Below are 22,126 nucleotides of genomic sequence, written 5' to 3'. Positions count from 1 at the left end.
CGCAAATATCGGTAAAAATTTAACACCGCCAAACCAGCCGGCTTGAAAACCAGCGGTTACCGCCCCAGCGCCCGCCGCAGGGCCAATCTAAATCCCCCAAGCCCTTGTTACCTTTGCCCCTGCACCAAGCGGGGACGGGTTCCGCGCTTGCCCTACCCGCCTGCCCTCCCCCGCTATGCTCAAGGACGTTTACCGGTTTGTTTCGCCCCGGTTTCAGAACCTCTTTCTCGATTACAAGGTCGCCTTCAAACCCCGCTACGGCCACGGCAAGCCGCCCCACGCGGGCCTCTACAGCATCATCGACGCGCACCGTGCCGACTACCAGGCCTTGCTCGAATCGTTTCTGACGCACCGCGCGGTATTCAGCAAGATCCGCGACGCCAAGGATGAAACCGACGCCAACCAGCCGGCCTGGAACAACAACTTCCTGCCGGGCCTCGACATCGTGGGCATCTACGGCATGCTGGCCCACTTCCGGCCCCAGCAGTACGTGGAAGTGGGCTCGGGCAACTCCACCAAGGTGGCCTACAAGGCCATCATGGACCAGGGCCTGAGCACCCAGATTACCTCCATCGACCCCTTCCCCCGGGCCGAAATCGACCAGCTGGCCTCGCGCGTCATCCGCCAGCCCTTCGAGAACATCGACTTTTCGTTTCTGCGCGAGCTGGGCGAAAACGACATTCTGTTCATCGACAACTCCCACCGCGTGCTGCCCAACTCCGACGCGACGGTGTTTTTCCTGGAAGTGCTGCCGCTGCTGCGCAAGGGCGTCATCGTGCACATCCACGACATCTACCTGCCCTACGACTACCCGCAGTTCATGTGCGACCGGTTTTACTCCGAGCAGTACATGCTGGCGGCGTTTCTGCTGGCCAACCCCGGCAAGTACGAAACGCTGCTGCCCAACTACTTCATCAGCGAAGATGCGCAGCTGCGGCAGGTGCTGGCCCCGCTGTGGCAGCAGCTGCCGGGCGTGGAGCAGCACGGCGGCTCCTACTGGCTGCGCATCGCCGAGTAAGCTCGCTTCACCGCATTATCCGCGCACCGCTGGGGAGTCCCCGGCGGTGCGTTTCTTTTTCCCGGGGCTTGGGAGCAGGCGGGCCCTATTGATGTCTCCTGGCTTACCTATCCTAGCGGCCTTAAAAGCATCCTGTGTTGGGAATTGGTTGCACTGCGTTCGTGGCAGTCTGACGTCCGTTGCTGCGGCCGTAAGTAGGCGTATAGCCGCAACTGGTCCTCCGCAAGCCCTACTTGAAACTGCCCGATAGCTTCGATTTACTGCTCAACTTCCTTCGGGTTATGCGCCCGGGCTTTCCCACTGGGAAACTCCAGCTATTCGATTTCGGTAACGGGCCGCTCCAGCCCGAAAAGCGGGAATTGGTTCGCAGAAGCGGTGATTTCGGGAGCCGTTAATGATCAAGCGGCTTAGCTAAGGCTTCCTGTAAGCTCGCCAGTAGGTCGGCGCTTTGCTGCTTCACTGCTCCCAACACGCTACGGGCGTGGGCTGTCGGATGGCCCTGTGCATCGTAGTACCGTCGGTTGCTCCGGTCAAGGAAGTGTTCGGCCGGAGTCAGTTTTAATTGGGCATCGGTCGGCAGGGTTCCCGTGGCTGACGGAACGTAGGGCTGCACGAGAAACGCACTCATCTCGCACCGGGCTTCGCCCTGCTGCACGGTTATGCGCAACTCCCGCCACAGCGTGGCCTGAAAGGCACCCGACGCGGCCCGTACCATGAAGGGCATCTCGACGTTGGCGCTTAAAACACCCTTAGCGGCATCGGTGACCGGCGGCACGTGGGTGTTGGGCGTCGCCACCCTAGGCAACCACTGGAACGCCCGGTCGTAGAGCTGGGCTTGGGTAGCCTCGGGCACGCGGAGCTGGGCGGCGTAGGTAATCTTTCCGCGGGCGCTGTCCATGGCCGGCGATGGGAACTGAGCAGCGGCCGGTAGAGCCAGCAGCAAGCCAACGACAAGAAGCAGTGGTTTCATAGGGCAGCGAAGCTATAAGACAGTCTGAACCGGGGAGCGTCAGCGCGCGCTGTGCTATTCAAGGGATTTGTAAAAATGGTGATTAACAATACTACTAGTTAGGTCAACACACATCATAGGTCTGTTGATTTCTCACTGAATTTGCCTCCCGGAACGGAAAAACAAAACATCATTCAGATGCCCAACCTTTATGGCTACTGACGCGGGCCGGCTTGCCTCAACCTACCTTTTCTCCGCCTTCTTCTTTTTCCAGGGGCAGTGCCGGCAGCCGCTGCCGCAGCAGCTGCCGCGGCGGCGGTGGTACTGTTCGGTGAAAACCATGTAGCCCTCGGGCGTGAAGTAATAGTCGCCGGGCTGCAGGGGTTGGGGAGTTGCGGGCATACGCGGCACTTAACCCCGCAGGGCGGCAATGCATTCAATTTCGACCAGGGCATCGAGCGGCAGGCGCGACACTTCCACGGTGCTGCGCGCCGGGCGGTGCTCCCCGAATACCTCGGCGTACACGGCGTTCATGCGCCCGAAGTCGGCGAAGTTTTTCAGGAATACCGTGGTCTTGACGATATCCGGCAGCCCCAGTCCCGCGGCCGACAGCACCGTGGCCAGGTTGTGGAGCGCCTGCCGCGTCTGCTCCTCGATAGTGCGAGCCTCAATCTGCATGGTGGCCGGCACCAGCGGCGTCTGGCCGGAGCAGAACACAAGGCCACCGGCCACAATGGCCTGGGCGTAGGGGCCCACGGCTTGCGGGGCGTCGGGGTGGTGCAGGGCGTTCATGGGCAGGAAATACGGGGAGTGCGGAAGCAGGTCGCAAAGGTAGCAGCCCGGCTTCGATGGCCGCCCGCGCCCGCCCGCCGCAGCCGATACCTTTTGTCATACTGCAACTGCGGGCCGTTACATTCCGGCCGGCCGCGTTTGCGTACTTTTGACTTCCCCCGCTCGTTTTTCCCACTTCAACTTTCCCAGCTTTATGTCCGTCAGCACGCCCCCGGCCCACGAACCGGCCACCGCGACCCACCAGCACAGCAGCCAGGAGCTGATGCAGCTCGAAGACCAATACGGCGCCCACAACTACCACCCGCTGCCGGTGGTGCTCAGCCGCGGCGAGGGCGTGCACCTTTGGGACGTGGAAGGCAAGCACTACTACGACTTCCTCTCGGCCTACTCGGCCGTGAACCAGGGCCACTGCCACCCGCGCATCATCGGGGCCATGACGGAGCAGGCCCAGCGCCTCACTCTCACCTCGCGCGCCTTCTTCAACGACCAGTTGGGCCGGGCCGAAAAATACCTCTGCGAGCTGTTTGGCTACGACAAGGCTTTGCTGATGAACTCGGGCGCCGAGGCAGTGGAAACCGCCCTGAAGCTGGCCCGCAAGTGGGGCTACCAGGAAAAAGGCATTGCCCCCAACCAGGCCCGCATCGTGGTAGCCGAGCACAACTTCCACGGCCGCACCACCGGCATCATTTCCTTCAGCACCGACCCCGACTCCACCGGCGGCTTCGGCCCCTACATGCCCGGCTACCAGGTGGTGCCCTACGACGACCTCGCTGCCCTGGAAGCCGCCGTGCAGGACCCGCACGTGTGCGCCTTTCTGGTCGAGCCCATTCAGGGTGAGGCCGGCGTGATGGTGCCCGGCGAAGGCTACCTGGCCCACGCCCACGCCATCTGCAAAAAGCACAACGTGCTGCTCATTGCCGACGAAATTCAGACCGGCCTGGGCCGCACCGGCGAGCTGCTGGCCTCGTGCTACGATGCCGTGCACGCCGACATTCTGGTGCTGGGCAAGGCCCTGTCGGGCGGTGTGCTGCCGGTATCGGCGGTGCTGGCGCGCAACGAAATCATGCTCACCATCAAACCCGGGCAGCACGGCTCCACCTTCGGCGGCAACCCCCTGGCCTGCGCCGTAATGGTGGCCGCGCTCGACGTGCTCATCGAGGAAAAGCTGACCGAAAATGCCCGGGCCCTGGGCGAGGTGTTCCGCGAACGGATGCGCCGCGTGCAGGCCAAGCGCCCCGAAGTGGTGGAGCTGGTGCGCGGCAAGGGTTTGCTCAACGCCGTCGTCATCCGGCCCCACGCCGACGGCCGCACGGCCTGGGACGTGTGCGTGACGTTGATGGAGCGCGGCGTGCTGGCCAAGCCCACCCACGGCGACATCATCCGCTTTGCCCCGCCGCTGGTCATCACCGAGGAGCAGCTACACGAGGCCTGCGACATCATCGAGCAAACCATCCTGGAGTTCTAACCTCCACGGTACCTCTGCCGTTGCAAGGGCTGCCCTATCTTGGGTGGCCCTTGTTTTTTGCCAATGAAGAAGGTTTTACGCCCCAGCCCGTGGCTGCTGATGATTCTGCTGATATTGGGAAGCTGCCGCGGCAGCCGGGTAGCTTATCAGCTGCCACCGGCCCCCGTAGCCGCTCCGGTAACGGTATCTGCATCATTCCTGTTGGCTGCGGCTCCTGAAGTTAAGCCGGCGCCGGTTATTGCTCCACCAGCTGCCAAACCTGCGCGGCCGGTGCCGCTGGCCCAGGCAGCACCAGTCCCGCAGCACCAGCGGCCGGCAACCGCTGCCAGGCGGCTCCGGCGCCTCGCGCCGCGGCAGTCGTCTGAAGCGGCCAGCCGGCCGCAACGGGCGGCCAGCCGGGATGGATTTCACCTGGGCCTGGGCATTGCCTTGATTGTGGGCGGCGTGGTGGCGGGCTTGCTGCTGGGCGGCTGGCTGGGCCTGGGCGTGGGGGCGCTGGTGGTACTAGGTGGCTACTACTTCCTGATTCTGGGCATCGGCGGCCCCGATGCCTGGCTGGAAGTCGGTCAGGAGTTCTTTAACATGTGAGCCTCCCGGGCGCAGCATCATACCGGGCTATCATCCGGCCCGGGCAACTCCCCGCGCAACTTTACCTTTGCCCCGGCTGTTTTGCCCGGTCCACCAACGCTACTCATGGCTAACCTCCCCACCCACCGCCCCCGCCGCAACCGCAAGTCCGAAGTCATCCGCGACATGGTGCAGGAAACCCGCCTCACCACCCACGATTTCATCTACCCCGTTTTCCTGATTGAGGGCCAGAACCAGCTGGTGGAAGTGGCTTCCATGCCGGGCATCAACCGCTTTTCGGCCGACCGCCTCATCGACGAAATCGGCCAATGCGTGGAGCTGGGCATCAAGGCCTTCGCACCCTTCCCCAGCATCAACGACGGCCTGAAGGACCGGCTGGCCAAGGAATCGGCTAACCCCGACGGGCTGTATTTGCGCACCGTGGCCGACATCAAGCGGCAATTTCCCGAGGTGGTGATGATGACCGACGTGGCCATGGACCCCTACTCCTCCGACGGGCACGACGGCGTGGTGGACCCCGAGTCGGGCGAAATCCTGAACGACGCCACCCTGGAAATTCTCGGCCAGATGGCCCTGGCCCAGGCCCGCGCCGGCGCCGACATCATCGGCCCCAGCGACATGATGGACGGCCGCGTGGCCTGGATTCGCGAGGTGCTCGACCGCAACGCGTTCAGCCACGTGAGCATCATGAGCTACACGGCCAAGTACGCCTCGGCCTTCTACGGTCCCTTCCGTGACGCGCTGGATTCGGCCCCCAAGAAGGGCGACAAGAAAAGCTACCAGATGAACCCGGCCAACCGCCGCGAGGCCCTGCGCGAGCTGGCCCTCGACGAGCAGGAAGGCGCCGACATGGTGATGGTGAAGCCCGCCCTGAGCTACCTCGACGTGATTCACGACGTGAAAACCCACACCAACCTGCCCGTAACGGCCTACAACGTGTCAGGTGAGTACGCCATGGTGAAGGCCGCCGCCCGCAACGGCTGGCTCGACGGCGAGCGGACCATGCTGGAAGTGCTGCTGAGCATCAAGCGCGCCGGCGCCGACGCCATCCTGACTTACTTTGCCAAGGAAGCGGCTGCGGTGCTGCGCCGGGGCTAACTCCAGGGCACTAAACATTGAAAACGCCTTCCCGGCGGCTACCACGGCCCGCCGGGAAGGCGTTTTCAGCGCCGGGCCCGCCGTTACAGCTGCTGGTAGAGGAAGCTGAGCAGCTGGCGGGTGGTTTCAAACATCTCGGCTATCTGGTGGGTCATCAGAAACAGGGCCACGTAGAACGGGCTGGGGTAGCTGTGCTGCCAGTGCAGCAAGGGCGCCAGCAGCCGTTCCCGCACCGGCGCCAGGTTGGTGGCTCCGGCGCCCAGCACGCCTATTGCCGCGCCGGCCAGCAGATCGGACGGGTAGTGCAGTCCCAGGTACACCCGCGGCAGGCAGATAACCAGCACTACGTAGACCAGCGCCGCCAGCCCCAGCCGGGGAGAGAGAAAAAAGAACCCCGTCGCCAACGCGAAAAACAGGGCGGCATGGTCGCTCGGAAACGAGCTTTTGTCCTTGGTGTGGGCCACGAAAATGGCTTTCACCGGCGTCAGGCGCAGCTCGGGGTTGTGCAGCGGCCGGGCCCGCATGGGGGCCGCCGCCACCACAAGCCGCGCCGCGCCCACGCTCACCAGGCAGCCCAGCAACACGCCCAGCAGCACGCTGCGCCGGTGCCGCACGCCCGCCGCCTCGCCGCGCTGAAACCACAGCCACCAGATAATGGCCATGAATACCCCGCCCTTGAGCAGGTTACTGTCGCTGATTACTGCTACCAGTTCGTCGAACCACTGGTACAGGTGCACCCATTGATTCAGGCTCTGTAAGCACAAACGGTCGAGGTCGGCTAGCATCACATCCCGAACTAAGTGGATGCGTAAGATATCAATTAAATAACCATTTAGTAATAATTACTATATAATTAGTTATATAAATACCCTGCTGCCTTAGTCCGGCTGCGCTGCCGTAGCAAAAGGCCAGCGCCTGCGCCGCCGGCTCCAGAGCAGAAATACCACCACGCCGGCTGCAATCATGGCCAGGCCCGAAAGCATGAACGCCGGGCCGGTGCTCCACAGAATCAGCAGCCAGCTGCCCACGGCCAGCACCACCGGCAGCGGGTACAGCGGCATGCGGAACGGCAGCCCCGCCGTGCCCCGCCGCCGGCGCAGCAGCACCAGCCCCACCGCCTGCCCCACAAACTGCACCAGGATGCGCATGGCCAGAATGGCGCTGATGACCTCCGAAAGCTTGAACAGCAAACTGAACACGAAGCCCAGCCCCCCCAGCACCAGCAGCGACACGTGCGGAAAATGCTTGGTGGGGTGCAGGCGGGCAAATACCGGCAAAAACTCGCCGTCGGCCGCCGCCGCGTAGGGAATGCGTGAGTAGCCCAGCAGCACGGCAAACAGGGAGGCAAACGCCACCCACAGCACCAGCGCCGTAGCTATCTGTGCCGCCCCCGGCCCGAACAGGTGCTCGATAAAGGTGCTCACGATAAACTCCGACTGGCTGGCCACCTGCCAGGGCAGCACCCGCGCCACGCTGTAGTTCAGCAGCAGGTACAGCGCCGCAATGCCCAGAATGCTCAGGAAGATGGCCCGCGGAATTACCCGGGCCGGCTCCTTGATTTCGGCCCCGAGGTGACACACGTTGTAGTAGCCCAGGTAGCTGTAGATGGTCTTGACGGTGGCCTGCCCCAGCGCCGCGGCCAGCAGCAGGCCCGGCCAGTTGGCCGCCCCGTCGGCGGCGGTGGGCAGCAGCGGCACCGCCCGCTCGCCCAGCCACAGCCCGCAGCCAATGAGGCCCAGCAGCAGCACCAGCACGCCCACCCACAGCGTCACGCCCAGCCGCCCCACGCTGCCGATGCGCCGGTAGAGCAGCGCCACCAACAGCAGCACCACCGTGCCGCTCACCAGCTTGGGCTGCCACCATTCCGTCAGCGGCACCAGGTAGCCGAAGTACTGCGCGAAGCCAATGGAGCCCGAAGCCAGCACCAGTGGCGCCTGCACCAGCGTTTGCCACACGTACAGAAACGAGAGCAGCCGCCCCCAGGTATGCTCGCCGTAGGCCAGGCGCAGAAAGCGGTAAGAGCCCCCCGCCTCGGGGTGCGCCGCGCCCAGCTCGGCCCACACCAGCCCATCTACCACCGAGAGCAGCGCCCCGGCAATCCAGGCCCACATAAAGTACGGCCCCAGCAGCTGCATCACCAGCGGCAGCACCACGAAGGGCCCTATCCCCACCATGTCGATCATGTTCAGGGCCGTGGCCGGCAGCAGCCCCAGCTCCCGGGGCAGATGCGCGGCAGCGGGCGCGGCGGCAGTGGTAGTCGGGGCGGTGTCGGGTAGCGGTGGAGTCATACAGGGCAGGTGGCGGTGGCGGGAAGGTAAAGGCGGAAGCCGGCCGGATTGTTGGCCCAGGCGGCCTCCCAACTTACCGTTTTATCGCCGCCCCGTGGTGCCCCGGCTCCCAAGCCGGGGCACCACTACGTTTACGCCGCGCCTGCCCCTCCCAGCCGGCCAGCTTCCCGGGGAAAATCGTTTCCAGCGTCGATGCACCAGCTCCCAGCGCCGATGCAATCATTTCCAGCGCCGATGCAGCCGTTCCCAGCGCCGATGCACTCGTTCCCAGCGCTGATGCAACACTTCCCAGCGCCGGGGAATCGTTTCCAGCGTCGATGCAACCGTTCCCAGCCACGGGGAAATGATTTCCAGCGCCGATGCACTGCCTGGGGCAACGGCTTCCCCCAGCACCCCGGTCGCCACTGCCCAACCGACGCGCCGGCTCCCACGCCCGCCGTCGTATCATTGCCCGCATGAATGCATCCCCCGCCGAAACCGAGGTCCTGCTGAGCCGCTTCCGCCAGGCCCTGGCCGACATCACCCTCTCCGACCACGAAGCCCGCCAGCTGCGCGCCCACGTGGCCGCCTTCCAGCAGCAGGGCGGCGACGCGGCCGAGCTGCGCCGCCGGGTGTTTCAGCTGGCCAAGGAGCACAGCAGCACCCCCCTCGACAAGGGCATCATCAACTGGCTGCACGCGGCCACCGCCCTGCTGCCCGATCAGGCCGCCCCCGGCGTGCGCCACGAGGTGCATTTCAGCCCCGGCGAGGCCTGCGTGGGCGCCATCCGCCGCTTCATTGCCCAGGCCGAGCGCCAGCTCGACGTGTGCGTGTTTACCGTGGCCGACGACCGCCTCACCGAGGCCCTGCTGGCTGCCCACCGCCGCGGCGTGCGCGTGCGCCTGCTCACCGACAACGACAAGCTCCACGACGTGGGCTCCGACGTGCGCCAGCTGCACCGCGCCGGCGTAGCCGTGCGCACCGACCGCACCGAGTACCACATGCACCACAAGTTTGCCGTGGCCGACCACGCCCTGGTGCTCACCGGCAGCTACAACTGGACGCGCTCGGCCGCCCTCTACAACCTCGAAAACGTGCTCATCACCGACGACCCGGCCCTGGTGCAGCCCTACGACGCCGAGTTTGCCCGCCTCTGGCAGCAGCTCCACCCCTTTGGCTCCTGAGCCCCTGCCCCCGCACTTTCCGGCCGGCGTCGTCGTTGGGGCAGCGGGCACCTCGTATTTTCGCCCCGGCCCCGGTGCCCCCTGATTTGCCCGTATGAAGAATTCCCTGCTTGCCCTCGTGCTGTGCGCGGCCCTGGCCTCGCCCGCCCTGGCCCAGAAAACCAAAGTCAAAACCAAAGGCGGCGCGGCCGCTACCGAGCTGCCCTTCAGCGCCCGGCGTCTGCAGCCCCTGTTTGGCGGCCTCACCCCCGAAGCCGCGCAGCAGCTGCTGGGTGAGCCGTTCATCAACGGCATTGCCCAAAGCTTCGCCTCCCGCGCCGAGGCCAGCCGGTTTTTCACCAACAAAGGCTACGAGTACCTCACCGAAGGCCAGCCCGACACGGCCCGCTACCGCTTCAACCTGGCCTGGGTGCTCGACCCCCAGAATTCCCACGCCTACCGCGGCCTGGGCATTCTCACCAGCGCCACCTCCCTCGACGAGTCCATCGGCCTCTTTGCCCGCGGCCTGGCCGCCGCCCCCGGCAACAGCCAGCTGCTCTCCGACCTGGGCGCCAGCTACCTGCTGCGCCACGAGCAAACCAAGAAAGCCAAGGACCTGAAGCTGGCCCAGCAGCACCTCGACCAAGCCGTGGCCGCCGATGCCAACAACGCCTACGCCTACCAGCAATTGGCCCGCGTGTACTACCTGCAGGGCAGCTACCCCCAGGCCTGGGAAGCCGTGCACAAAGCCCGCAACCTGAGCCTGAGCAACGTCGATTTTGGCCTCGTGAGCGAGCTGACGGCCAAGCTCGCCGACCCGCAGGGCGTGTTCAAATAGGCGACCCGGCGCAACGCGGCCCGCGCCGGGGGCGTATCCCCGTTGGTTTCACCAGACTTCACTCCCGTGCGCATCCTGCCTTTTATCCTTGGATCAGCGGCCCTGCTGGCGGCCCCCCTGCTGGCTTCGGCCCAGGCGCCGCGCCGTCATTTCGACGCCCAGGGGCGCGCCTTCTACCGCGGCCCGCTGCGGCTGACGGCCGGCGGCGGCGTGGCCCTCTACAACGGCGACCTGACCACCAGCCCCACCCAAAGCCGGCCCGGGGCCTGCGTGCAGGCCGGCGTTATTTACCCCTGGCGCCCGCACTGGGCCGTGGGCGCCGAGTTGGGCTGGTTTCAGCTCGGCTCCTACGACCAGCTGCGCGAGCGTAACCTGGCGTTCCGCTCGCGCAACCTCGCCCTGAGCAGCTACCTGCGCTTCGAGCCCCTCACCGACCCGGGCCAGTACTCCATCACGGGGGCCAACGCGGCTACTGTTAAACCCTTTCTGCAGGCGGGCGTGGGCTTGTTGCTTTATAACCCCAAAGCCTACACCGGCACCGAGCCGCTGAGCCAGCAGGCCATCCTCGACCCCGAGCGCGACGACTACCCCGCCACCGGCCTCACCCTGCCCGTGGGCGGCGGATTGTCTTTCCTGCTCGCCCGCGGCCTGTACCTCACGGCGCAGGGCACCTACGTGTTCACCTCCACCGACCACCTCGACGACATCAGCCGCCGCGCCAACCCGCTGCGCAACGACGGCTACGGCCTGGCCGAGCTCAAGCTCGAATACACCCTGCGCTAAGCCTTATGAGCACTTCCCCGGCTGAATTTGCGGCGCGCTGGTCCCTGCAGGGCAAGGTGCTGCTGGTAACCGGGGCCTCGGCCGGCATTGGGGCGGCCATTGCCGAGGAGCTGCTGCGCTTAGGGGCTACCGTGCTGGCCGTGGCCCGCCGGCCCGAGCCCCTGCAGCAGGCCGTAGCCGACTGGCAGGCCCAGGGTCTCGCCGCCTACGCCCTGCCCGGCGACGTGAGCCAACCCGAAACCCGCCGGGCGCTGCTCGTTCAGGTGCAGCAGAACTGGGAGCGCCTCGACGGGCTCATCAACAATGTGGGCACCAACATCCGCAAGCCTACCACGGCCTATGGCGAGGAGGAATACCGCCACGTAATGGCCACTAACCTCGATTCTACCTTTGCCCTGTGCCAGCTGGCGCACCCGCTGCTGCAAGCCAGCGGCGCCGGCGTCATCGTCAACATCTCGTCGGTGGCGGGGCTCACGCATCTGCGCACCGGCGCGGTGTACGGCATGACCAAAGCCGCCCTGGTACAGCTCACGCGCAACCTCGCTGCCGAATGGGCACCCGACGGCATCCGCGTGAACTGCGTGGCACCCTGGTATATTCACACGCCCCTGGCTGCCGGCGTGCTGGCCAACGACGACTACCGCCAGCAGGTACTGGGTCGCACCCCCGCTGGGCGCATTGGGGAACCCCGTGAAGTAGCGGCCGCCGTGGCCTTCCTATGCCTGCCCGCCGCCGCCTACATCAGCGGCCAAACCCTGGCCGTCGACGGTGGCTTCGTGGTCAACGGCTTTTAGCAGCCCGGGCGGCTGATGCCCGAAGCCGGGGCCGCTACTGTTGTTTCGGCTTTCAGCTATTGCCCACCGCAAATGCGCCCGCACTATCACTCCTGCACCGCATGAAGCCCAAATACCTTCTTTGCTTAGCCGTCGGCGCCCTGCTGGCGTGGTTTATTGTTGATGCGCTCAGCCAGCCCAGTCCGCAGGACCTGCCGGGCGGTTTCGAGGAAGTAGCCATGTTCCGCAACGAGAACAACACCGGCCCCATCGTGCGCATTTACGCCGTGACGGTAGCCGACACCAGCCGGTGGCAGGAAATGCAGCAGTACGGGGAGCTGATGCCGCACACCAAATACGGCACCACCAAGGTGTTTTTCTTCGTCAAAAATGCACCCGCTCCCACCCAGGTCCAGCCTGCCCAGCCGCACTTCCCGGCAGAGTTGAACCGCTACTGCCTGGCGGTCTACGAAAAGGACCTGATGAGCAGGGCATCCTTCGCGAAGCAGCCGCTCCACTAACTCACCCGCTACCAGGTGGATCATCGGCGCAGCCGTCCTGTTTTTGGTGGCTCAGGCTACTCCATTCCGCGTTTGCTCAGCCACGGGGCATAAGCTGCCTCAGCGCCTGATAGTAGCGGACGCAGGCCTGTTTGCCACCTATTTCCAGGTAGAGAAAAGGCTCGATGAGTTCCAGCTCCATTAGCCAGAAACCGCCGGCGGGGCTGTCGACCCCGTCGACGCGGGCGTAGAGGCAGCCGGGGGCAAAGCGCCGCACGATGTCGCGGGCAGCCTGCTCGATGTGGGGCGGGGCCGTCACCGCCCGGATGCTGCCGCCCAGGTAGTGCTGCACGCGGAAGTCGCCGGGCTTGGGAGTTTTCAGCACGCAGTGGCTCAACTCGCCGCCGAAGAAAACCAGCGACCATTCGCCCGTGGTTTGTACCTGCTCCACGAAGGGCTGCACCAGAAAGTCGGCCACGGCCAGCAGGCTTTGCAGCTGCGGTCGGGCGGTGGCAGCGGTAGCCGGGGTCAGCGCGAAGGTGTCTTTGGCCCCGCCGCCCACCGTGGGCTTCACCACTACTTTTTCGGTTCCCAGCTCGGTTAGCCAGCGTTCGGGCTCGGCGCGGCTGCCGCGGGGCAGGTGCCGCGTCGGCACTACGCCCACGCCTGCCGCCTGCAGATCGAGCAGGTAGGCCTTGTCGGCGTTGTAGCGCACGATGGCCGTGGGGTTGAGCAAGGCCACGCCGGCTGCGTCGAGATGGTCGAGCCAGCGGTGAAACTCGGCGGGGCGGTCGAAGTAGTCCCAGGGCGACTTGAGCACCACCGCGTCAAAGCTTCGCCAGTCTACCTGCGCATCCGACCACACGGCCAGGGACACGCGCAGGCCCTGGGCGCGCAGGTAGTTGGCCAATAGGTCGTCTTCGTTGGCCACGTTGGCCGCCGCGTATTGTTCCAGCACAACGCTGGTAACCAAGGCTAGGTGCATAGCAGAAACCGGCCGGTGCCGGAAATGGAGGCGCAACTTACGCCCGCAAAAACGGCCCGGCCTCCCCTGGGGAAGCCGGGCCGTTTTATACGGTCCGCACGGTGGGCCGTTTACTGCTTCACAAAGCGCGAGTGGAAGGACTTCTGCCCGTCGGACACGCTCAGCTGGTAAATACCGGGGGCCAGGCGGCTGACATCCACGCGGCCATCTTCGGCCAAGGCTGCCTGCTTGACTTCCGCCCCGCGCACGTCGTACACCCGCACCGATTTCAGCGGGGCCTGGTCGGGCAGCACCACGCTCAGCAGGTTGCTGGCCGGGTTGGGGTATACCTCGGCCCGCCGTTCCAGCTGCGCCCCGTCGAGACTGGGGCTGGTGCCGGTGAGGCTGGCTACGCCGGCCGGCGCAAAGGCCGCGCCGCCCGTCACGTTCACGGTGTAGTCCTCCGTTTCGCCGTAGCTGTAGCTGTTGCAGCTGGTAGTGGCCGAGTTGTCGCTCATCACCACGCGCAGGCGGGTAGCGCCGTTCTTGGCCGTGGCCGGCACCGTGAACACGCTACTGAGCGTAGTGGAAGCGGAACTGGAGCGGCTGGCCACCAGCTCGCCGGCGTCGGCGAAGTCGCCGTCCTGGTTGTAGTCGATGTAGACCTTGAAGTACTCGGTGTAGGCGGTGGAGGTGAAACCGGCCGAGTAGTAGATGGTCTGCGACGAGCCGGCCGGCAGCGTGGTGCTCAGGGCCGTGCCGTTGTAGTAGCCGGCATCTTTGCCGGAGCTGCGGTTGATGGAGCCCAGCTGCACCAAATCAATCCACTCGTAGCTCACGTTCGAGCCCTTCGAGGCGCAGTACGTCGGCGTCGTCGGCGTGCCACCGCCGCCGTAGGCTGCGCCCACGCCCACGGCGTACCAGGCGTTGGTCACGGCAATTTCCTGGGCCGAGCCGGCGCCGTACAGGTCTTTGGCCGACTGAATGGAGTAGGTGCGGGCCGCGGCGTAGTTGCTCGAGGCCGTCAGGTACACGCTCTCGGTGCGGTAGGCAATCTTGGCCGCGGCGTCGATGCCGATGCCCGTCACGCTGAAGCTGCTTCCGATGTCGTTGGTGCCGCTGCCGCCCACCGCCAGGCGGTAGAACCAGTGGTTGAGCACGCCGGAGTTGGTGTGCACTCCGCCGTAGTCGCCCGAGCCGGTGTACCAGTAGGTGCCTTTGTAGGTGTCGGGCTGACCTTCGGCGTTGGGGTTGCTCATCGAGCGCAGCGAGGGCCGCACGTTGTCGATGTCTTCGCCGATGAGCCAGGTCGACTTCGTGGGGGCCTTGTAGTACTCCACGGCCGCCCCCCAGATGTCGGAGAATCCCTCGTTCAGCGCCCCCGACTCGTAGGAGTAAGTAAGGTTGGCCGTGTAAGTGCACACGGCGTGGCCGATTTCGTGGGCCGCCACGTCCAGTGAGGTCAGCGCGTCGAAGCGCGAGTACCCGTCGCCGTAGGTCATGCGCGAACCGTCCCAGAAGGCGTTTTCGTAGCCGCGGCCGTCGCCGGGCGTGTCGTCGAAGTGCACGTAGCTGCGGATGGCGGCGCCGGCGTTGTTGTAGCTGTTGCGGCCGTGCACGTTCTTGAAATAGTCGAACGTGCCCTGGGCACCCCAGTGCGCGTCGAGCGCGGCGTTGTCCTTGTTGGCGTTGTTGTACTCCGTCCAGCTGTTGTCGGCGTCGGTGAAGTCCACCGCGTTGGTGTAGGAGTTGCTCTTGCGGCAGTTGTAGGTCAGAATGCCCGAGCCGCGCGATACGTCGCGCAGGCGGTACGAGCCGTTGTAGCTGTCGGTGGTGGTGCTTTGGGTGCCGCTGTAGCGCGTGGCCAGGGTGCCGGTGGCGGCCGCGTGCTTGATGATGGCGTCGACGAACACAATTTCCCCGCTGCGGGCGTCCACGTAGATGTGGGCGCGGCTCAGCGGCTCCTGGGCGTACACGTTGAACTTCCAGGCCAGGGTGGGCTGGCCGTTCTTGGCCGCGTCCATGCTCAGCTGGTTGCGCACAATCACCAGCTCGCCCTGCGGGAAGTAGCTGGCCCCGGGGTTGTTTTCGGCCTGCTTGAGGCCGGCTTCCTCGCGGGCGTCTTCCCACATGTACTTGCGGGCCCGCACAAAGCCCAGCGCTGCCTGCCGGGCCGCGTCGGCCGAGAGGCCGGGGCGCACGTCGAGGCTCAGCTGCTCGGCGTCGCCGCTCATGGCCTCGATGGCGCCGTTGCGGGCGTGCACGCTGTAGCTGGCGTGCTCCACCTTCACGCCCTTGTAGTACTGCTGAAACTTCTCGTGGGTGATGCCCAGGGCATCGACCTCGCGGCGCAGCGGGCGCATTTCGGTTTCGGGCGCCAGGGCTAGGGTGGCCTGCAGGGCCTTTTGGGCATCGGCGAGCTTGGGGCTGGTGCCGGGGCGGAACTGCACCAGTTCGGGCAGACCATCGGCGCCGCGCTGCAGCTGGGGGGCGCGGGCCGCATCCTGAGCCTGAGCGGTGAGGGCACTGCCTAGCAGCGCCAGCACCAGGGCCGGGTACTTGTGTGACATGGAACGGTGATTTGGTTGTGGGAAAGAAGGGGCGCAAACGCGGACCGGGGTCCGACGGCCCCAATTAATATAATTTTAACCAAACCACCCAATTCTTGATCATATATCAATTATCAACACTATTCTTTATCAATACCCAAGCCCAACAGCAACTTACCCGTAACAACCCTCGTACGAGGCCGGCTTCGGGCGCCAGGGCAGTGGCCCGGAATAATCCTGTACCTACATCAATGCATCTGGGTTCCTCGCAGCACGGTGGAATCCGGCCCGACTCGTTTCCGACTCGTCGCGGGAGCCCATAAACAGCCGCGGGCGGCGCCGGAACCAGGTTCCAATGCCGCCCGCTGACGGTGCTTCCTGCTCGGGCTTATTTGCGGCCCGCGCCCTGCAGGTAATCTACGGCCAGCTGGGCCAGGGTACGCACGCCCAGGCCGAAGCCGCCTTCGTCGAGGAAGAAGCCGGGGGTGTGGTGCGGGGCCGTGGTGGCTGGATCGACGCCGCGGGGCATGGCGCCCAGGTACAGAAACAGGCCGGGCACTTTTTCCTGGTAGCAGCCAAAGTCCTCGGCGCCGGTAACGGCCTTCATCTCGCTTACCGCCGCGCTGCCGGCCACCGCGCGCAGGGTGGGCAGCATGGCGGCCGTGAGGCGTGGGTCGTTGTAGGTGAGCGGGGCGGCGGGGCGGATGCTGACCTCGGCGGTGGCGCCGGCGGCTTCGGCCACGTTGGTGGCCACGCGCTGCACACTCTGGCGCAGCTGCTCGCGGGTTTCGGCGCTGAGGGCGCGCAGCGTGCCGGTCAGCTCCACCTGCTCGGGAATGATGTTGTTGCGCACGCCGCCGTGAATCATGCCCACGGTGACCACGGCCGCGTTGTCGGTCAGCTCTACTTCGCGGCTCACGATGGTTTGCAGGCTCAGCACGATCTGGGCGGCGGCTACTACGGGGTCGACGGCCAGCCAGGGGTAGGCGCCGTGGGCCGACTTGCCCTTGACCTGGATGGTGAACACGTCGGAGCTGGCCATCATGCCGCCGGCGCGGTACTTGAGCTGGCCGATTTCGGTTTGGGCGTTGACGTGCAGGCCAAACACAGCGTCGACGCGGGGATTGTCGAGCACGCCTTCCTTCACCATGAGGGCGGCGCCGCCTTCCTCGCCGGCGGGCGGACCTTCCTCGGCGGGCTGAAACACGAACTTGACGGTGCCGGCGAGGTCTTTTTTCATCGCGCTGAGCACGTTGGCGGCCCCCAGCAGCATGGCCGTGTGGGCGTCGTGGCCGCAGGCGTGCATCACGCCCACTTCCTGCCCGTTGTAGAGCACGCGCTCCTTGGAGGCGAAGGGCACCTTGCGCTCCTCGGTGACGGGCAGCGCGTCCATGTCGGCGCGCAAGGCCACTACGGGGCCGGGCTTGCCGCCGCGCAGGATGCCCACCACGCCGGTTTTGGCTACGCCGGTTTGCACCTCTAGGCCCAGGCGCCGGAGCTCGGCGGCCACCAGGGCAGCGGTGCGGGTTTCGCGGTTGCCCAGTTCGGGGTGCTCGTGCAGGTCGCGGCGCCAGGCTATGACCTGGGGCTCGACTTTGGCGGCCAGCGCGTTGATGCGGGCAGCGTGTTTCTGGGCCTGGGCGGCGGCGGGCAGCAGCAGCGCGCCCACGAGGGCGAGGCGGAGGACGGAAACCATAGGCGGGCAATCATCGAAGAAGGCGGCAAAGTACACCGGCGGCCGGCTTTCCCGCACCGGGGGCCGCCGAACGGCGTACTTTCGGTGGATTGCCCTGGTCTTACCCGCTCTTTCGCACTGCCATGAAGCTTTTGTTTGCCCTTGCCTGGGGCCTGCTCGGGCCCCTGCTGCTGAGCGCCCAGCCCACGCCCGCGCAGCTGGTGCCCTACCGCCAGCAGGGCCGCTGGGGCTACGCCGACCGCCAGGGGCGACTGGTGCTACCGGCGCTCTACGACGAGGCGGGGCCGTTTGTGGAAGACGTGGCCTGGGTGCGGCAGGGCGACCGGTACGGCTACATCAACGGGGGCGGGCACCTGCTCACGCCGGTGCATTTTGAGCGGGCCGGTACGTTTGCGCGGGGCCGGGCCACGGTGCAGCTGAACGGCGAAACCTTCGACATCGACCGCAGCGGGCAGCGGCTGACCGAGGCCGCGCCGCCGGCGCCGGAGGAAGACTTTCTGGAGCAGGGCGACGTGCTGCGGCAGGGCGGCAAGGTGGGCTTCCGGTTTACGGCCGGCGGCACGGCGGTGGTGCCGGCGGTGTACGACGAAATCCGGGACCTATTTCACGACGGGCTGCTGCTGGTGCGCCAGGGGGCGAAGTGGGGCGTGGTGAACGGCGAGGGCCAGCTGACTTTGCCGGTGGAATACGACGCCATTGAGGCCGGTGCGGCCAACGGCTACGCCCGGCCGGTGCTGCGCCAGGGCAACCGCTTCGGCTACCTCTCCCACGCGGGCACGCTGCTTACCCCGCTGAAGTACGCGGCGGCTGAGCCCTTCGTAGCCGGCGTGGCGCGGATAACCACCCCGGAGGGCCAGGTGGGCTACGTGGACGATACGGGGCGGGAATTCATTGGGCAGTAATCAATTATCATTTATCAATTAACATTTATCAGCGCAGCTGGGGTATTGGTGGCGGTTGAATGGATTCTGCGTCAAGCGGGGGTTGGTTAGCGTCAAATGGGGAGGGGTTAGCGTCAAGTTGGGGTGGGTTATCGTCAAGTATGGGGAGGGTATGATCAAGTTGGGAGGGGTTATACTCAACTCGAAGGGTGTTACGCTCAAGTCGAAGGCTGTTATCCTCAAGTCGCAGGGTGTTGCGCTCAAGTCGTGGGGTGGTATGATCAAGTCGAGACAGGTTACGCTCAAGTCGAAAGGGGTTTGCGTCAAGCTAAGGGTGGTTAGCGTCAGTTGAACGGTAGTTATCGTCAAGTGAATGGTGGTTAGCGTCAAGTGAGAGGTAGTTATCGTCAGGCAGGGGGTGGGTAGCGTCAAGCGGGGTGGGTTTGCTGCGAACTTTTGCGTAGCGTTGGGAGCAGTTGCTGTTACCTGATCATCGTTTTCGCTTCGCTATATGCCTGCTACCCTGCCCCGGGCCTCGGAAGAATTGATTACCGGCTTTGCCGAGCGGGTGGCCCGCCGCGACGAGCCCCGGCCGGACCTGACGTTTTTCAGCCCCGAGCGGGTGGCGGACCGCGTGGCGGGGGCCCTGGAGGCACTGCTGCCCCGCGGCCGGCAGCACCGGCGGGCCACGCTGGCGCGGCTGTGCCTGGTGTTTGTGGGCCAGCCGGCGGCGACGGTGGGCGAGCTGGATGCCGTGAGCGGGGTGCATCCGCAGACGGGCTCGCGCCTGCGGGCGCTGCTGCAGGCGCTGGGGCTGCTGGAAGCGCGGCGCGTGGCCGGGCGACGGGAGTTTGGGCTGAGCCGCTGGGGCGAGGACTGGCTGCTGGCGGCGGTGCGCGGGGAAGTGGCCCCGGCGCGGCCTTCGTAAGTTGAGCGACTGATTTTCTTTTGGTGATGCTGCCCCTGCCCATTCGTAACGTTGCCCTGAGCCCCTGCTCCGAAAGCTGGGCGGCCATGCCCTCTACGCCCCACGGCCGGCACTGCGCCAGCTGCCAGCGGGAGGTGGTGGATTTTCGGCAGGCCACGGCGGCCGACCTGGCCTGGGCCCGCCTGGCCGCGCCGGACGGGCGGCCGTGCGGAATGTTCCGGAGCGAGCAACTGGCGGGGGCCCGCCGCCCGGCAATGGGGCTGGGCCCGCGGCTGCGGCTGTTTCTGGTGGCGCTGGTGTTGGTGCTGGGCCAGGGGCTGAGCGCGCAGCAGGTGTATGCACAGCACCGGAAGCCTCAGACTTCCGTCAAAAAGGCGCCCGTTGCCGACTTGTCGGTAATAGACTTGTCCGAGCCCGATGTTCCCCCGGCACCTTTCGAAGGGCGGCACGTTTACCGATATGTCACGCAGATGCCCAATTACCAAGACGGTGGTTGGGAAGGTCTGAAGCAGACCATAGCTGCTCGCATTCGGCGGCCCAACGGACGGTATGGCCTGCGGAGTTGCCTCGTATTCGTCAGCTTCTTGGTTGACCGGCAGGGACACATACAGCGGCCCAAAGTGGTGAAGGGCATTCACCCCGATTTCGATGCGGAGGCGCTGCGCGTAATCGGGAACCTCGGGATATTTTCACCTGGCAGGCAAAACAGCCAGCCCGTTGACGTGGAGTGCGTAGTCCCCGTTCCTTTTCCCAATTGTGACTAAGACTAACCTGTTATGCTGCGCGCCCTGCCCATTCGCAACGTCCTGCTTGGTGCCTGCCCGGTGCCGGCCGCGGCCCTTACGCCCGTAGCGGGCGGGCACTACTGCGGCCAGTGCCGGCGCACGGTGCAGGACTTCACCCAGGCCAGCGCCGCCGAGCTGGCGCAGGCCCGCGCGGCGGCACCCGATGGGCGCGTGTGCGGGCAGTTCAGCGTGAGTCAGCTGGCGCCTGAAAGCCGGCCGCGGCGGCTGGGGGCGAAGCTGCGGTGGTTTGCGGCGGCCCTGGTTCTGATTGTGGTGCAGGGCTTGTCGGCGCGGCAGGCTTGGGCGCAGGTGCAGGCGCGGCCGGTGCCGGCGGGTGTACCGGAGCAGGCGCTGGATCTGGAGGAGCTGCGGGAACCGACCGCGCCGGCCAGGGCCAGACCGCAGCCCCGCGTATTCGGGCCTTACATCGAGCGGCTGCCGGGCTACCGGGGTGGCTGGGAGGCGCTGGGGAAGTTTGTGCGCGACTCGCTGCGTTATCCGGCGGGGCCGGGCCGGGGTCGGGTTTTCGTAGACTTTCTCATCACCGAAACTGGCCGGGTAGCCGACCCGCGGGTGCTACAGGGCGTGAGCCCCGAGCTGAACGCCGAAGCCCGGCGCCTGGTATTGAGTATGCCCGCCTGGGAACCCGCCATGAACAATGGCCAATCCATTCCGTGGCGCTACACGCTGCCGATTACGTTCGGGCCTGAACCCACTTCCCCCAAGGCCAAGAAGCGCCGCTGATTGCTATGCTGCACGAGCTGCCCATTACCAACATCCGCATCTTGGCTTGCCACGAAGACTGGCACCGCATGATGCCTACTGCGCAGGGCCGGCACTGCGCCAGCTGCCAGCGGGAGGTGGTGGATTTTACGCAATCGTCGGCGGCTAGCCTGGCGGCGGCCCAAGCGGCCGCGCCGGACGGGCGGGTGTGTGGGCGGTTCCGGCTCAGCCAGCTGGCCCCGGAAAGCTGCTCGACGGCGCTGCGGCTGCGGCCCCGGTTGCGGCAGTTTCTGCTGGCAGCGGTGCTGGTGTTCGTGCAGGGCCTGAGCGCCCGGCAAGCCTGGGCCCAGGCGCAGGGGCGGCCGGTGGTGCCGTTCCGGCCAGCGGCTGCCGCCCCGCTATACCAGCTGCCGGGCAGCCTGCCCGCACCGGCCGCCTCAGACGCCATAAAGCCGCCTGAGCCGACGGTTTACGGGGGCGTGATGGAGCTGATGCCCGTGCCGCCGGGTGGCATGGAGGGCCTGACGCAGTTTCTGGGACAGCACCTGCGCTATCCGGCTACGACTACGGTGGAGGGTAAAGTGTTCGTGAATTTCGTCGTGCAACGAGACGGACAGCTTACCGATTTTCAGGTGCTCAAGGGCCTGGACCCGGCCCTCAACGCGGAGGCCTTGCGCGTGCTGAAGCTGATGCCCCGCTGGACGCCCGGCCAGCAAAACTACCGCCCCGTGCCCGTAAGCTACACGGTGCCCATTACCTTCACCCGCGACGCAGAGACGCCCAAGAAGCGCCGGCGCTAACCTTATCCGCTGACGCTATGCTGCCCGAGCTTCCCATTCGCACTATTTACCTGCTGACGTTGGCCCTGATGCTATCAACCGGGCAGACCTGGGCACAAACTCCCGACGCCGACTTCGACTGCCCAACTATTACGGACTCTTCGGGCATTTTCCGCTTTGCGGACACTACCCCGATATACCGGCAGGACGGCACGGCGGGCCTGGTGAAATTCATTGCGGCAAACCTGGACCGCAGGCTGTACCGCACCAAAGCCGGCAAGGTGTTCGTCTCCTTTGTGGTTACGGCTAGCGGGGAAGTGCGCTGCCCCAAAGTCACCAAGAGTTTAGGCCCGCCCTACGATGCGGAGGCAGTGCGCGTCGCCAGCCTGTTTGGCCCGTTCATTCCCGGCACCAAGGATGGCAAGCCGGTAGCCGTCCAGTTCACGGTGCCGATTACGTTCGGAAACTCAGCCAAGCCGACGCCGCTGCCGCGGCGTTAAGCTACTTTGCTGCAACTGGCCACGGCGACGGGAAGTAGGACACGTGCCGGAAAGTTTTACCTTACCCCTCGCATCCCACCACACGGT

23 protein-coding genes are annotated in these 22,126 nt (G+C 65.7%); 15 read left to right on the top strand and 8 right to left on the bottom strand.

All coding sequences use genetic code 11. From position 1 onward, the window contains the following. Window positions 1-175: 175 nt before the first annotated feature. A complete protein-coding gene (locus ACE191_RS15245; protein WP_400193098.1) occupies window positions 176-1,018 on the top strand; it encodes a class I SAM-dependent methyltransferase in 843 nt (280 codons plus the stop codon). Window positions 1,019-1,409: 391 nt separating this feature from the next. Here the strand turns inward: ACE191_RS15245 and ACE191_RS15240 are convergent, their stop codons facing one another. The 3 genes from ACE191_RS15240 to ACE191_RS15230 all read right to left on the bottom strand — a co-directional run bounded on the left by ACE191_RS15240 (window position 1,410) and on the right by ACE191_RS15230 (window position 2,759). After that, window positions 1,410-1,988 carry a DUF4468 domain-containing protein gene (locus ACE191_RS15240; protein WP_400193097.1) on the bottom strand — a complete coding sequence of 193 codons (579 nt, stop codon included), beginning with the start codon at window positions 1,986-1,988 and terminating at the stop codon, window positions 1,410-1,412. Between the two features lie 222 nt (window positions 1,989-2,210). Continuing rightward, window positions 2,211-2,369: a DUF5522 domain-containing protein gene (locus tag ACE191_RS15235; protein WP_400193096.1), complete on the bottom strand. Its 159-nt coding sequence runs from the start codon at window positions 2,367-2,369 to the stop codon at window positions 2,211-2,213. A gap of 9 nt (window positions 2,370-2,378) precedes the next feature. Further along, the gene (locus ACE191_RS15230) at window positions 2,379-2,759 is read right to left on the bottom strand and encodes a RidA family protein (protein ID WP_400193095.1); all 381 of its coding nucleotides are present in this window, start codon (window positions 2,757-2,759) and stop codon (window positions 2,379-2,381) included. Between the two features lie 193 nt (window positions 2,760-2,952). Between ACE191_RS15230 and rocD the strand changes: the two genes are divergently transcribed. From rocD to hemB, 3 genes are all read left to right on the top strand, one after another. Continuing rightward, complete coding sequence (gene rocD, locus ACE191_RS15225; RefSeq protein WP_400193094.1) at window positions 2,953-4,224, top strand: ornithine--oxo-acid transaminase; 1,272 nt, start codon at window positions 2,953-2,955, stop codon at window positions 4,222-4,224. 63 nt (window positions 4,225-4,287) lie between these two features. Next, window positions 4,288-4,812: a hypothetical protein gene (locus tag ACE191_RS15220; RefSeq protein ID WP_400193093.1), complete on the top strand. Its 525-nt coding sequence runs from the start codon at window positions 4,288-4,290 to the stop codon at window positions 4,810-4,812. Window positions 4,813-4,917: 105 nt separating this feature from the next. Further along, complete coding sequence (gene hemB / locus ACE191_RS15215) at window positions 4,918-5,910, top strand: porphobilinogen synthase (protein ID WP_400193092.1); 993 nt, start codon at window positions 4,918-4,920, stop codon at window positions 5,908-5,910. 83 nt (window positions 5,911-5,993) lie between these two features. Here the strand turns inward: hemB and ACE191_RS15210 are convergent, their stop codons facing one another. Further along, entirely contained in the window at window positions 5,994-6,695 is a 702-nt protein-coding gene (locus ACE191_RS15210; RefSeq protein WP_400193419.1) for a phosphatase PAP2 family protein, read from the bottom strand. 93 nt (window positions 6,696-6,788) lie between these two features. After that, window positions 6,789-8,198, bottom strand: coding sequence for an APC family permease (locus ACE191_RS15205; protein WP_400193091.1), 1,410 nt, complete (start codon window positions 8,196-8,198; stop codon window positions 6,789-6,791). Window positions 8,199-8,653: 455 nt separating this feature from the next. On the opposite strand from ACE191_RS15205, the gene ACE191_RS15200 reads away from it, so the two are divergent. The 5 genes from ACE191_RS15200 to ACE191_RS15180 all read left to right on the top strand — a co-directional run bounded on the left by ACE191_RS15200 (window position 8,654) and on the right by ACE191_RS15180 (window position 12,255). Continuing rightward, entirely contained in the window at window positions 8,654-9,361 is a 708-nt protein-coding gene (locus tag ACE191_RS15200; protein WP_400193090.1) for a phospholipase D-like domain-containing protein, read from the top strand. A gap of 94 nt (window positions 9,362-9,455) precedes the next feature. Continuing rightward, window positions 9,456-10,178, top strand: coding sequence for a tetratricopeptide repeat protein (locus tag ACE191_RS15195; protein WP_400193089.1), 723 nt, complete (start codon window positions 9,456-9,458; stop codon window positions 10,176-10,178). A 66-nt stretch (window positions 10,179-10,244) separates the two neighbouring features. Further along, on the top strand, window positions 10,245-10,961 hold the full coding sequence (locus tag ACE191_RS15190; protein ID WP_400193088.1) for a hypothetical protein: 717 nt from the start codon (window positions 10,245-10,247) through the stop codon (window positions 10,959-10,961). A 5-nt stretch (window positions 10,962-10,966) separates the two neighbouring features. Then, complete coding sequence (locus ACE191_RS15185) at window positions 10,967-11,755, top strand: SDR family oxidoreductase (RefSeq protein ID WP_400193087.1); 789 nt, start codon at window positions 10,967-10,969, stop codon at window positions 11,753-11,755. A 101-nt stretch (window positions 11,756-11,856) separates the two neighbouring features. Then, window positions 11,857-12,255, top strand: coding sequence for a hypothetical protein (locus tag ACE191_RS15180; RefSeq protein WP_400193086.1), 399 nt, complete (start codon window positions 11,857-11,859; stop codon window positions 12,253-12,255). Between the two features lie 76 nt (window positions 12,256-12,331). Here the strand turns inward: ACE191_RS15180 and ACE191_RS15175 are convergent, their stop codons facing one another. The 3 genes from ACE191_RS15175 to ACE191_RS15165 form a co-directional block, all read right to left on the bottom strand. Beyond that, the gene (locus tag ACE191_RS15175; protein WP_400193085.1) at window positions 12,332-13,219 is read right to left on the bottom strand and encodes a RimK family alpha-L-glutamate ligase; all 888 of its coding nucleotides are present in this window, start codon (window positions 13,217-13,219) and stop codon (window positions 12,332-12,334) included. A gap of 110 nt (window positions 13,220-13,329) precedes the next feature. Beyond that, entirely contained in the window at window positions 13,330-15,768 is a 2,439-nt protein-coding gene (locus ACE191_RS15170; protein WP_400193084.1) for a M4 family metallopeptidase, read from the bottom strand. Window positions 15,769-16,135: 367 nt separating this feature from the next. Then, on the bottom strand, window positions 16,136-17,443 hold the full coding sequence (locus ACE191_RS15165; protein WP_400193083.1) for an amidohydrolase: 1,308 nt from the start codon (window positions 17,441-17,443) through the stop codon (window positions 16,136-16,138). Window positions 17,444-17,565: 122 nt separating this feature from the next. Between ACE191_RS15165 and ACE191_RS15160 the strand changes: the two genes are divergently transcribed. The 6 genes from ACE191_RS15160 (at window position 17,566) to ACE191_RS15135 (ending at window position 22,039) form a co-directional block, all read left to right on the top strand. After that, window positions 17,566-18,345, top strand: a complete 780-nt coding sequence (locus ACE191_RS15160; protein WP_400193082.1) for a WG repeat-containing protein — start codon at window positions 17,566-17,568, stop codon at window positions 18,343-18,345. 490 nt (window positions 18,346-18,835) lie between these two features. Then, window positions 18,836-19,252, top strand: a complete 417-nt coding sequence (locus ACE191_RS15155) for a hypothetical protein (RefSeq protein WP_400193081.1) — start codon at window positions 18,836-18,838, stop codon at window positions 19,250-19,252. A gap of 26 nt (window positions 19,253-19,278) precedes the next feature. After that, window positions 19,279-20,016 (top strand): energy transducer TonB, encoded by a 738-nt coding sequence (locus ACE191_RS15150; protein ID WP_400193080.1) that lies wholly within the window; start codon window positions 19,279-19,281, stop codon window positions 20,014-20,016. 12 nt (window positions 20,017-20,028) lie between these two features. After that, entirely contained in the window at window positions 20,029-20,781 is a 753-nt protein-coding gene (locus ACE191_RS15145; protein ID WP_400193079.1) for an energy transducer TonB, read from the top strand. A 5-nt stretch (window positions 20,782-20,786) separates the two neighbouring features. Next, window positions 20,787-21,560, top strand: a complete 774-nt coding sequence (locus ACE191_RS15140; RefSeq protein WP_400193078.1) for an energy transducer TonB — start codon at window positions 20,787-20,789, stop codon at window positions 21,558-21,560. A gap of 17 nt (window positions 21,561-21,577) precedes the next feature. After that, complete coding sequence (locus ACE191_RS15135; RefSeq protein ID WP_400193077.1) at window positions 21,578-22,039, top strand: energy transducer TonB; 462 nt, start codon at window positions 21,578-21,580, stop codon at window positions 22,037-22,039. The last annotated feature ends 87 nt before the right edge of the window (window positions 22,040-22,126 follow it).

This window comes from Hymenobacter sp. B81, from assembly GCF_044628455.1.
In the GTDB taxonomy this organism is placed as follows: Bacteria; Bacteroidota; Bacteroidia; order Cytophagales; family Hymenobacteraceae; genus Solirubrum.
This window is presented reverse-complemented; position numbering and strand designations above follow the sequence as displayed.

Coding starts and splice junctions, on each gene's coding strand:
- ACE191_RS15245 (WP_400193098.1), top strand. CDS start 176: ATGCTCAAGGACGTTTACCGGTTTGTTTCGCCCCGGTTTCAGAACCTC.
- ACE191_RS15195 (WP_400193089.1), top strand. CDS start 9,456: ATGAAGAATTCCCTGCTTGCCCTCGTGCTGTGCGCGGCCCTGGCCTCG.
- rocD (WP_400193094.1), top strand. CDS start 2,953: ATGTCCGTCAGCACGCCCCCGGCCCACGAACCGGCCACCGCGACCCAC.
- ACE191_RS15140 (WP_400193078.1), top strand. CDS start 20,787: ATGCTGCACGAGCTGCCCATTACCAACATCCGCATCTTGGCTTGCCAC.
- ACE191_RS15175 (WP_400193085.1), bottom strand. CDS start 13,219: ATGCACCTAGCCTTGGTTACCAGCGTTGTGCTGGAACAATACGCGGCG.
- ACE191_RS15170 (WP_400193084.1), bottom strand. CDS start 15,768: ATGTCACACAAGTACCCGGCCCTGGTGCTGGCGCTGCTAGGCAGTGCC.
- ACE191_RS15150 (WP_400193080.1), top strand. CDS start 19,279: ATGCTGCCCCTGCCCATTCGTAACGTTGCCCTGAGCCCCTGCTCCGAA.
- ACE191_RS15230 (WP_400193095.1), bottom strand. CDS start 2,759: ATGAACGCCCTGCACCACCCCGACGCCCCGCAAGCCGTGGGCCCCTAC.
- hemB (WP_400193092.1), top strand. CDS start 4,918: ATGGCTAACCTCCCCACCCACCGCCCCCGCCGCAACCGCAAGTCCGAA.
- ACE191_RS15145 (WP_400193079.1), top strand. CDS start 20,029: ATGCTGCGCGCCCTGCCCATTCGCAACGTCCTGCTTGGTGCCTGCCCG.
- ACE191_RS15240 (WP_400193097.1), bottom strand. CDS start 1,988: ATGAAACCACTGCTTCTTGTCGTTGGCTTGCTGCTGGCTCTACCGGCC.
- ACE191_RS15180 (WP_400193086.1), top strand. CDS start 11,857: ATGAAGCCCAAATACCTTCTTTGCTTAGCCGTCGGCGCCCTGCTGGCG.
- ACE191_RS15160 (WP_400193082.1), top strand. CDS start 17,566: ATGAAGCTTTTGTTTGCCCTTGCCTGGGGCCTGCTCGGGCCCCTGCTG.
- ACE191_RS15185 (WP_400193087.1), top strand. CDS start 10,967: ATGAGCACTTCCCCGGCTGAATTTGCGGCGCGCTGGTCCCTGCAGGGC.
- ACE191_RS15210 (WP_400193419.1), bottom strand. CDS start 6,695: ATGCTAGCCGACCTCGACCGTTTGTGCTTACAGAGCCTGAATCAATGG.
- ACE191_RS15165 (WP_400193083.1), bottom strand. CDS start 17,443: ATGGTTTCCGTCCTCCGCCTCGCCCTCGTGGGCGCGCTGCTGCTGCCC.
- ACE191_RS15235 (WP_400193096.1), bottom strand. CDS start 2,369: ATGCCCGCAACTCCCCAACCCCTGCAGCCCGGCGACTATTACTTCACG.
- ACE191_RS15135 (WP_400193077.1), top strand. CDS start 21,578: ATGCTGCCCGAGCTTCCCATTCGCACTATTTACCTGCTGACGTTGGCC.
- ACE191_RS15155 (WP_400193081.1), top strand. CDS start 18,836: ATGCCTGCTACCCTGCCCCGGGCCTCGGAAGAATTGATTACCGGCTTT.
- ACE191_RS15205 (WP_400193091.1), bottom strand. CDS start 8,198: ATGACTCCACCGCTACCCGACACCGCCCCGACTACCACTGCCGCCGCG.
- ACE191_RS15200 (WP_400193090.1), top strand. CDS start 8,654: ATGAATGCATCCCCCGCCGAAACCGAGGTCCTGCTGAGCCGCTTCCGC.
- ACE191_RS15220 (WP_400193093.1), top strand. CDS start 4,288: ATGAAGAAGGTTTTACGCCCCAGCCCGTGGCTGCTGATGATTCTGCTG.